The 9,816-nt window shown below is 44.0% G+C and carries 7 protein-coding genes; 6 read left to right on the top strand and 1 reads right to left on the bottom strand.

Translation table 11 applies throughout. The annotated features are described in order from the left end of the window. Positions 1-26: 26 nt before the first annotated feature. Positions 27-752, bottom strand: a complete 726-nt coding sequence (locus tag EOE67_RS19615) for a TniQ family protein (RefSeq protein ID WP_127701170.1) — start codon at positions 750-752, stop codon at positions 27-29. A 165-nt stretch (positions 753-917) separates the two neighbouring features. On the opposite strand from EOE67_RS19615, the gene EOE67_RS19610 reads away from it, so the two are divergent. From EOE67_RS19610 to EOE67_RS19585, 6 genes are all read left to right on the top strand, one after another. Next, positions 918-1,790 (top strand): WYL domain-containing protein, encoded by an 873-nt coding sequence (locus EOE67_RS19610; RefSeq protein ID WP_127701168.1) that lies wholly within the window; start codon positions 918-920, stop codon positions 1,788-1,790. A gap of 11 nt (positions 1,791-1,801) precedes the next feature. Further along, complete coding sequence (locus EOE67_RS19605) at positions 1,802-2,446, top strand: hypothetical protein (protein WP_206099676.1); 645 nt, start codon at positions 1,802-1,804, stop codon at positions 2,444-2,446. 150 nt (positions 2,447-2,596) lie between these two features. Next, positions 2,597-4,174: a type I restriction-modification system subunit M gene (locus EOE67_RS19600; protein ID WP_127701166.1), complete on the top strand. Its 1,578-nt coding sequence runs from the start codon at positions 2,597-2,599 to the stop codon at positions 4,172-4,174. Beyond that, the gene (locus tag EOE67_RS20915; RefSeq protein ID WP_127701164.1) at positions 4,171-5,346 is read left to right on the top strand and encodes a restriction endonuclease subunit S; all 1,176 of its coding nucleotides are present in this window, start codon (positions 4,171-4,173) and stop codon (positions 5,344-5,346) included. The genes EOE67_RS19600 and EOE67_RS20915 overlap by 4 nt, the downstream gene beginning before the upstream one ends. Before the next feature lies 1 nt (position 5,347). Further along, positions 5,348-6,499 (top strand): AAA family ATPase, encoded by a 1,152-nt coding sequence (locus EOE67_RS19590; RefSeq protein ID WP_127701162.1) that lies wholly within the window; start codon positions 5,348-5,350, stop codon positions 6,497-6,499. After that, positions 6,492-9,590, top strand: coding sequence for a type I restriction endonuclease subunit R (locus EOE67_RS19585; RefSeq protein ID WP_127701160.1), 3,099 nt, complete (start codon positions 6,492-6,494; stop codon positions 9,588-9,590). Before EOE67_RS19590 ends, EOE67_RS19585 begins: the two co-directional genes overlap by 8 nt. Positions 9,591-9,816: the final 226 nt, after the last annotated feature.

The raw sequence follows: 9,816 nt of genomic DNA, 5'->3' as shown, positions 1-9,816 counted from the left end.
TTCCGAACATCGATTTCGGAAAATGGCTAAAAGTGATCGGATAAAACCGAAATAGGCGATCGGATTAAACCGAAATGGGTGATCGGATTGGACCGAAATGAGTGTTCGGATTCATCCGAAACATGCAGAAAATGGGCAAAAAACTCCAAGAGGTCACAATATTCCGCAAGGTTGATCGGGTATTGCTCTATTAACAATGGCTTATGAGTTAATTCTTCGATGTGTTGGTTAATGCTAATCTCTGAATCAGAGATTTCGTTATTGGTAAGTGATTGCCAATTTTCAGCGTCTCGCCACAGATAATCAGTTGCCCATGTCAGATAATTGCCTGTTTGCGGATGTATGTACACAAGCCGGCAATGGTGCCGAGTACAATAAGTTTTCGATGTCAAAGAGTTGATAAAATCGATATTTCCAAGCTCTCCATAGCACTGCGGGCACAGCCGGACTCCTGATAAATGAAGTGCTTTGATTAAAAAACGTTGTTGAAATGCTAAGCAGCGAATGCTTTTCAGTCTGTGAAACGTAAGCTGGGAAATTTGCTTTTCACTAACATTTGCCAGTTGTGCCACCCGTTGAAGATCCAAGTTACCAAAGAAAACGCTCTTACTCGGCAATCTGTTGTTCAGCAGTTTGTAGTTGTTGGTACGAAGTAGCTGCATCGTATTCCTGTAATAATTCGCGGCAGTCAGGCGAAGAAGGTAATTTGGCAGTGTGTCTGTGGGTTTGGGAAAAGGGCGAATTAGTAGCACAGGCTAGATTCATATTTTAGGAAGTAAGGCTTCAAGTAAAGCATCTATATCGAAATGATCAAATCAAAATGATAGCATCTAAAAGATGCTATATTTTTGATTGCATCCATCAAGCGTTAGGCGTACATTTGCAATTAATAAACATAAAAATAATTCAAGGTAGTCGTGACGGATCTCGCGCAACTCAATTACGCCCAAAAAGAGCGGCTCGCTTTTATCGACTTTAGCCTGCAATTTATCGGGCAATTGGCTAGGGCTGATCTTGTAAATCATTTCAAGACTGGTTTGGCTTCCTGTTCAAGAGATCTAACCCTTTACAACGAGTTAGCTCCAGCCAATATGACCTTAAGACACGAAACTAAACGATATTATCGAACAGCCAAATTTAGGCCGCTTTTTGAGCATAACCCGGAAGCAATCCTTGGTAGTTTATGTAGAGGTTTTGGTGATGGTCTATCTAATGGTATTCACCCGTCAGCACATTGCGTTGATACCACCAAGCTGATTCACCCCAATACTGAGGTGATCGCAACATTGATGCGTGCTATCCACAATCGCATGGCAGTTTCTTGTGATTATATTTCTCTGACATCAGGTGAAACCTCAAGAGTCATTGTGCCGCATGCGATCGCAAATAATGGACAGCGATGGCATGTACGGGCTTTTGACATGAAATCTAAAGAATTTCGGGATTTCGTTTGTACACGTTTGCAAAATCTGGCCGAGATTGCAGATCCAATCAATTCATCTCAATCTGGCGAACATGATACTGCATGGAACAACATCCTTACCGTTGAACTCGTCGTTCACCCTTCTGTAAGCCATCCTAAGGCGATTGAACTGGATTTTGGAATGGATGATGGCTTTTTGCATTTAGAGGTGCGAGAGGCGCTTCTGGGCTACTTAATGAGACAGTGGAATGTAGACTGTAGTGCTGAAGCCTCCCTAACCGGTGGTGAGTACCATTTGTGGTTAAGCAATGCTAAAGATTTGCCAAATCTAACGAGCATGGCAATAGCCCCCGGATATGGCTTTTAAAAGGAGTTTTTATGTCACAAGCAAAAATTTCTAGCCTTGATGACTTTGCTCGGATTCGTCTATCTAAGACGTTTTTCATGCGTGATTTTCTGTTCTCAGAAACTGCCGCCATTCTGGGTATGAACAACATGCCTACAGACAAAGATTTGGCAGTTAAAGCAGGTACGGGACTTTGCCAAAATGTACTGGAACCCATCCAAGATGTATGGGGACGAATTCATGTGCGATCTGCTTTTAGAAGCGAGGAAGTAAACCAAGCTGGCAATGATTTGGGGGCTAATTGCGCAACGAATGAAAGAAATTACGCTGCTCACATTTGGGATAAAGAAGACGCTTATGGCTATGGCGCAACTGCTTGTATCGTGATCCCTGCTTACGTGGACTATTACGGGCAAACTGGTGACTGGCAATCTTTAGCGTGGTGGATACACCACCATATCCCCGCTTATCAAAAAATGACATTTTTCAAAAGTTTGTGTGCATTCAACATTCGATGGCACTCGAATCCAGAAAAAGTAAAGGAAATCAAAACATCAACTAAAGACGCTAATACTGGCAAAAAGACATTGCTGACCAACGGCGAACCTAATGATTTCTATAAAGCTATGACGCCAGCTCAGCGATTTCAAAAATGTATTCACTTGATAAATGGATGAGGACTACCTCTTAAGAAAGATGTAGTCAGCAAGCAGCCAGATTTGCTGGAGCTGCAAATAGCACAATCATAAACAACTAGCAGCAACAGCTGTTGGTTATACGAATATCGAATTCACTCGATGTGTAAGAACTTATAAAGGTATAAATGCATGACAAGTATGCAACAACGCGCCGCTTTACAACGCCAGATTTGGGCTATTGCCAACGACGTTCGTGGCGCTGTAGATGGATGGGATTTTAAGCAGTATGTCCTTGGTTGTTTGTTTTACCGCTTCATCAGCGAAAACTTTACCAGCTACATCGAAGCCGACGATGACAGCATTAACTACGCAGAGTTGCCGGATAGCGTTATTACATCTGAAATCAAAGACGATGCCATTAAAACCAAAGGGTACTTTATCTACCCAAGCCAACTGTTTGTGAATGTCGCGAAAACCGCCAATACAAACGAAAGCCTGAACACCGACTTAGCTGCCATTTTCAGCGCAATTGAATCTTCAGCCAACGGCTATCCATCAGAACATGACATCAAAGGTTTGTTTGCCGATTTCGATACCACCAGTAATCGATTGGGAAATACTGTTAAGGATAAAAACAGCCGTTTGGCGGCGGTATTAAAAGGTGTGGCAGGACTCGACTTTGGTAAGTTTGATGTTGCGCATATCGACCTATTTGGTGATGCCTACGAGTTCTTGATTTCAAACTACGCTGCAAATGCTGGTAAATCTGGCGGTGAATTTTTTACCCCCCAACATGTTTCCAAGTTAATTGCGCAATTGGCGATGCACAAGCAAACACGGGTGAATAAAATCTATGACCCTGCCTGCGGCTCAGGCTCTTTACTATTGCAAGCCAAGAAGCACTTCGATGCGCACATTATTGAAGAAGGATTCTTTGGGCAAGAGCTGAACCACACCACTTATAACTTGGCGCGGATGAATATGTTTTTACATAACATCAACTACGACAAGTTTGATATATCGCTGGGCGACACCTTACGTAACCCGCACTTTGGCGATGACAAGCCCTTTGACGCCATCGTCTCCAACCCGCCGTATTCGGTAAAGTGGATAGGCTCAGACGACCCAACGCTAATCAACGACGAACGCTTTGCCCCAGCGGGTGTGCTGGCACCCAAATCCAAGGCCGACTTTGCTTTTGTGCTGCACGCTTTAAGTTACCTCTCCAGCAAAGGCCGTGCTGCCATTGTCTGTTTCCCCGGTATTTTTTACCGTGGCGGTGCCGAGCAAAAAATTCGTCAATATCTAGTCGATAACAACTATGTGGAAACTGTCATTTCACTGGCCCCCAATCTGTTTTTTGGCACCACCATCGCCGTGAATATTCTGGTGCTGGCGAAAAACAAAACCAGTACCGACACCCAGTTTATTGATGCCAGTGGCTTGTTTAAAAAAGAAACCAATAACAACATTCTGACTGACAATGACGACCCGAAAAATCCAGGTCATATCCAGCAGATTATGGCGGTGTTTGATAGCAAGGAAAATATCGATCACTTTGCCCGGTCCGTGCCTTTTCATGAAGTTGCAGACAACGACTACAACTTGTCGGTCAGCTCTTACATAGAAGCCAAAGACACCCGCGAAGTGGTGGATATTGGTGAGCTGAATGCCAACCTGAAAACCACCGTCGCCAGAATTGCCCAGTTACGCACCGATATCGATGCGATTGTTGCTGAAATTGAGGGAGAGGAGCAGGGCGTATGAGCGATGTAAGCTTTATGGAGCGGCTGCTGGATGGGGTTGAGGTGGAATGGAAACCACTCGGCGAAGTGTCGCGCTTTATAAATGGCAGAGCATACAAGAAGCCGGAACTATTAGATCAAGGGAAGTATCCTGTCTTACGAGTAGGAAACTTCTTTACAAATGCAAATTGGTATCATTCAGACCTAGAACTAGAAGACGACAAATATTGTGATAATGGCGATCTGCTATATGCTTGGTCAGCATCATTTGGCCCTCGAATTTGGGAGGGAGGAAAGGTTATATATCACTACCATATTTGGAAAGTTGTTCCTAATGCTGACTTGATACTAAAGAAATTCCTTTTCTATTTGTTGGAATGGGATACAAAAGCTCTGCAAGGCGAGCATGCAACCGGCTCAACCATGATGCATGTGACCAAGGGCGCTATTGAAAGTAGGCTTGTCCCCATCCCCTGCCCAAACAACCCCAAAAAATCGTTGGAAATTCAGGCCGAAATCGTCCGCATTTTGGACGCATTTGCCGCCCACACCGCAGAGCTGACCGCAGAGCTTAACCTGCGCAAAAAACAATACAACTACTACCGCGATCAGTTGCTGAGTTTTGAAGAAGGGGATGTGGAGTGGAAGACGTTGGGGGAATTTGCCGATAACCTCGACTCAAAAAGAAAGCCAATCACGAGCGGCTTAAGGGAAGCAGGAAATATTCCGTATTACGGTGCGTCTGGAATTGTTGATTACGTTAAAGGCTATATTTTCGATGGCGACTTTTTGCTCGTTTCTGAAGATGGTGCAAATCTATTGGCGCGAAATACACCAATAGCATTTAGTATCAGCGGCAAAACGTGGGTTAACAATCATGCCCATGTGCTTAAATTCGACACCTATGCAGAGAGAAGATACGTTGAGTATTACCTAAATAGTATTGATTTGACGCCCTATATTTCTGGTGCTGCACAACCGAAACTGAACAAGAAAAACTTGGAAAGCATCCGTATACCCAACCCTTCGCCAACAGAAAAAGAACGAATCGTTACAGTCCTCGACAAATTCGACGCTCTAACCAGCTCTATCACCGAAGGTTTGCCCCGCGAAATTGAACTGCGCCAGAAGCAATACGAGTTTTACCGCGATTTGCTGCTGAGCTTTCCCAAACCAGAAGAGGTGGAGACATAACATGGGAAAGACTCTGATCGAAATTGCCCAGCAGCTAAAAGATGCTAACAAGAAGGTGCAGTTAATCTATGCGTTCAACGGCACGGGTAAGACTCGACTGTCTCGCGAGTTCAAGCAGCTGGTTGTGCCCAAAGCTGATCACGATGAGGAGGCTGTCGTACCCGAGTTCTCTCGCAACAAGGTCCTCTATTATAACGCTTACACCGAAGATTTGTTCTATTGGGATAACGACCTAACGGAAGATGTCGAGTACAAGCTAAAGATTCAGCCCAATTCGTATACAAACTGGCTGCTGGCGCTCCTCAAGGACTTAGGTCAGGATGGAAATATCGTTCATTACTTCCAGCGCTATGCGAATGACAAGCTGACACCGCATTTCGGAGCCGACTTTGACGAAGTCACCTTTTCCTTAGAACGCGGTAACGATGAGCATTCCCCTAATATTAAGCTTTCCAAAGGTGAAGAGAGCAATTTCATTTGGAGTGTGTTCTACACACTGTTAGATCAGGCGGTGACAATTCTCAATGTCGCTGAGCCGGGTGATCGCGAAACCCGCGCTTTTGACCAGCTGGAGTATGTGTTTATTGACGATCCCGTCAGCTCTCTCGACGAAAACCATTTGATTGAACTGGCTGTCAATCTGGCAAGCCTTATCAAATTAAGCCCAGCGAATCTTAGGTTCATCGTCTCTACGCACAGCCCACTGTTCTACAACGTACTTTTCAATGAACTGGACCTCAGCAAGCAGGGAAAGAAGGAAGGTTGCTATCTATTGGAACGATTCGAAGATGGTTCATTCGATTTGAATGTCAAATATGGCGATTCCAACAGAAGCTTTTCATATCACCTGCATTTGAAACAGACCATCGAACAGGCGATTGCGGATAATAAGGTTGAACGGTTTCATTTTACTTTGTTGCGTAACCTCTACGAGAAAACAGCCAGCTTTTTGGGTTATTCCAAATGGTCAGAACTGTTGCCGGATGATAAACAACTTTATCTAAGCAGGATAATTAATTTCACTAGCCACAACACGCTATCGAGTGAAGCCGTTGCGGAGCCAACACAAGCTGAAAAAGCGATTGTCAAGTTGTTGCTCGAGCATTTGAAGAGCAACTATGGCTACTGGCAGCAGGAGCAGCAAAATGGCTGATTATAAAACCATCGCAGAGTCCAATAACTTTATTGTTTTGGATAAATACAGCAATGAATGGGAAGTGAAGGATACCTACCAGAGCGAAGATGCACTGGAGCGTGAGCTGATCCAAGATTTGGTCAATCAGGGGTATGAATACCTGCCAGACCTGAACAACCCGCAAGCCTTGCAAACTAATGTGCGACGGCAACTGCAAAGCCTCAACAGCGTTGAGTTTTCTGATGGTGAATGGCAGCGCTTTGTCGAGACTTATCTGGATAGACCCAGCGACGGCATTTTGGATAAAACACGCAAACTGCACGACGACTATATTCATGATTTTGTGTTCGATGACGGTCGTATCAAGAACATCTACTTACTGGATAAAAAGAACATTTCCCGCAATAAAGTTCAGGTAATCAAGCAGTTCGAACAAAGCGGAAGCCATGCCAACCGGTATGATGTCACCATTCTGGTCAATGGATTGCCGCTCGTGCAAATTGAGCTGAAAAAGCGCGGTGTGGCTATAAGAGAAGCTTTTAATCAAGTACATCGTTACAGTAAAGAGAGTTTTAATAGCGACAATTCGTTATTCAAGTATTTGCAGCTATTTGTGATCTCGAACGGCACCGATACCCGCTATTTTGCTAACACCACTCAACGTAATAAAAACAGCTTTGACTTCACCATGAACTGGGCAAAGGCTGATAATAATCTTATCAAAGATTTAAAAGACTTTACTGCGACTTTCTTCCAAAAACATACGCTGCTCAATGTGTTACTGCATTATTCAGTGTTTGATGTCAGTGATACCTTGCTGGTAATGAGACCGTATCAAATCGCAGCAACTGAGCGAATTTTGTGGAAGATCCGAAGCTCCTTCGAAGCGAAAAACTGGAGCAAACCTGAAAGTGGTGGTTTTATTTGGCACACTACTGGATCAGGTAAAACGCTGACAAGCTTTAAAGCAGCGCGTTTAGCCACAGATTTAGATTTTATCGATAAGGTGTTCTTTGTCGTTGATCGCAAAGATCTCGATTATCAAACCATGCGCGAATATCAGCGTTTTTCTCCAGATAGTGTGAATGGCTCAGATAGCACTGCGGGCTTAAAAGCAAATCTGGATAAAGACGATAACAAGATTATCGTCACCACTATTCAGAAGTTAAACAACCTGATAAAGAACGAAGGTGAGCTTTCGATTTATAATAAGCAGGTGGTGTTTATCTTTGACGAGTGCCACCGTAGCCAATTTGGTGAAGCGCAAAAAAACCTTAAAAAGAAGTTCAAGCGTTTCTATCAGTTCGGTTTTACTGGAACGCCGATATTCCCGCAAAATGCCTTGGGTGCCGAAACTACCGCTAGCGTGTTTGGCCGTGAGCTGCATTCTTACGTGATTACCGATGCAATTCGTGATGAAAAGGTATTGAAGTTTAAAGTGGACTATAACGACGTCCGCCCAAAATTTAAGGCAATCGAAACCGAACAGGACGAGAAAACGCTAGATTCAGCAGAATTCAGACAAGCAATGCTGCACCCTGAGCGGATTAAAGAGATTTCACAATACATTCTTAATAACTTCCGTCAAAAAACACATCGACTGCATAATGCCAATAAGGGCTTTAACGCCATGCTTGCGGTGAGCAGTGTGGATGCTGCAAAGCTTTATTACGAAACGCTGAATCATCTGCAAGCTGCGATTGAACGCCCGCTTAGAATTGCCACCATATTCTCGTTCGCGGCTAATGAAGAGCAGGATGCAATTGGTGACATTGTTGATGAGAGCTTTGATGTATCCGCCATGAACTCCAGTGCGAAGGAGTTTTTGAGTGCCGCTATCACTGATTACAACGCATTTTTTAAGACCAATTTCAGTGTTGATAGCAAAGGCTTCCAAAACTATTACCGTGATTTGGCCAAGCAAGTAAAAGCGAAGGAAATCGATTTATTAATTGTGGTGGGTATGTTCCTCACGGGGTTCGATGCGCCAACGCTGAATACCTTATTTGTTGACAAAAACTTACGTTACCACGGTTTGATGCAAGCGTATTCGCGAACCAACCGCATTTATGATGCCACCAAAACCTTCGGCAACATCGTAACCTTTCGTGATTTGGAAAAGGCTACTGTTGATGCAATTACGCTTTTTGGCGATACCAATACCAAAAATGTGGTACTTGAGAAAAGCTACAAAGAGTACATGGAAGGCTTTACCGATTTAGTTAGCGGAGAGGCACGTCGTGGTTTCATGGCTGTAGTTGGTGAGCTGGAACAGCGCTTTCCAGACCCTGCTAACATCGAAAAAGAAGCGGATAAAAAAGCATTTGCTAAGCTGTTTGGCGAATATTTACGCGTTGAAAACGTGCTGCAAAACTACGATGAGTTTGCATGCCTCAAGGCGCTGCAATCTCTGGATATGAGTGATGCTGCGGCAGTTGAAGCCTTCAAAGCCGAACATTATTTAGATGGTGAAAAGCTAGCGCAGTTACAAACGATTAGGTTACCCGCTGAGCGTAAAATCCAAGACTATCGCTCTGCCTACAATGATATTCGGGACTGGCAGCGCAAAGAAAAATCAGCCGAGGAAAAGGAAAAATCCACTGTAGTCTGGGATGACATTGTGTTTGAAGTTGACCTGTTGAAGTCGCAGGAAATCAATCTGGATTACATTCTGGAACTGATTTTTGAACACAATACCAAGCATAAGAGCAAAGCCACTTTGATTGATGAAGTGCGTCGAATGATCCGTGCAAGCTTTGGGAACCGGGCCAAAGAGAGCCTGATGGTTGATTTTATAAACCGGACTGACCTAGACAAAATTGCAGACAAAGCCAGCATTATCGATGAGTTCTTTAAATTTGCTCAGGCTGAGCAGCAACGAGAAATCGACGAACTCATTAATCAAGAAGGGTTAAATGATACGGCGGCTAAGCGTTATATCGCAGCATCCCTGAAACGTGAGTATGCGACTGATAACGGTACAGCTCTCAATGAAGCCCTGCCGAAAATGAGCCCACTGAATCCGCTATACAAGACCAAAAAGCAAACAGTATTTCAACGGATTGTTGCGTTGGTAGAGAAGTTTAAAGGGGTTGGTGGACAGATTTAAGCGGTTAGATTGGTATTGGTTAGGGGGCGTTGGTTTTACCTTGCCCCCGGATTTACAACACAGAATGTCTGCAATTTAAGCCTTGATAGACATTTTGTTTGTTACGAAGCAAGCGCTGAATGAGCATACCGTGCTGGTAATTATTTGATCTAACTTGTCCAGTATCGTGGAAATCGGCGGTGCTTCAATGACAGAGTTATCGCCCAGCAAAATACGCTGTTTGAGA

The organism is Rheinheimera riviphila, from assembly GCF_004005945.1.
GTDB classification, from domain to species: domain Bacteria; phylum Pseudomonadota; class Gammaproteobacteria; order Enterobacterales; family Alteromonadaceae; genus Pararheinheimera; species Pararheinheimera riviphila.
Note: the sequence above shows the minus strand (reverse complement) of the source record. Positions and strands in the feature narration are given on the sequence as shown.